Source organism: Vibrio sp. 03_296, from assembly GCF_002265885.1.
In genome coordinates, this window is record NZ_NPKW01000814.1 from 1 (window position 1) to 950 (window position 950).

The window sequence follows — 950 nt, forward strand, 5'->3', positions numbered from 1 at the left end:
CTAACGTCAGGTTGTAACGCACGGCTTGTTGTGGATGGAGAGAAAGGTAGTTGAGCTCTGCGTGAAATAGCCTGCATAAGGACGATCATTGGGAGTGGGGGTCGTCTGAGAAATATCAGAAGGAGTCCACATTTTGTGGCCAATGGAAAACGCCCACTTATCAATAGACCCACCTTGTTTATCCGCCAAGCTTAAACGATTGATTTGGTGTTCTGAACTTAGAGCTGGTGAAGCGTAAGCAAAGAAAATACCGTTGGTGTAATCTTGGTCTACGCCAAAAATACCATCGTTATCGAGACTGAACGAGGTTGTTGATTTGACCGAAAGCAAAGCCATCGGTGAGAGCAGCAATAAATAGGGACTTGGACAACTTCATACTAAATCCGTGTTTTTGGCGACATCATACAGCAAAAGCGTCTCTCTGAGCGAAAATATATCGTCAATTATAGTTGGAATAATGTTTTGACCATGACTCGCTGAAGAAAATCATTTTCTATGAAGGAGTGAGCGAGCGAGGAAGAAAGTAAGGTAGGAGGTTATGCATCCCCAAAATAAAACGAACGAACAGAGTGCCGGTTTTACTAACTGAGCTCTAGATTATAGAGATTCAGTGAAAGTACGTGCGATAACGTCAGCTTGTTGCTCTGCAGTTAGAGAGTTAAAGCGAACTGCGTATCCAGATACACGGATAGTTAGCTGAGGGTACTTCTCTGGGTGCTTAACTGCATCAAGCAGAGTGTCACGGTTTAGAACGTTAACGTTCAGGTGTTGACCACCCTCGATGCCTGCTTCGTGATGGAAGTAACCATCCATTAGGCCAGCAAGGTTAGCGCGTTGAGCGTTCTCATCTTTACCTAGTGCGTTAGGTACGATAGAGAAGGTGTAAGAGATACCGTCTTTTGMGTGAGCAAATGGCAGTTTACCTACTGAAGTTAGTGACGCTACAGCAC

At 44.6% G+C, this 950-nt stretch carries 1 protein-coding gene and 1 pseudogene; both read right to left on the bottom strand.

Features of this window, described 5'->3' with window-relative positions; genetic code table 11:
• Positions 1–336 (bottom strand): annotated as a pseudogene (locus CIK04_RS28095) (lipid A-modifier LpxR family protein); the annotation flags it as partial.
• 261 nt (positions 337–597) lie between these two features.
• The coding region (locus CIK04_RS28100) for a glycine radical domain-containing protein (protein ID WP_325205933.1) at positions 598–950 on the bottom strand (353 nt) is incomplete at its 5' end.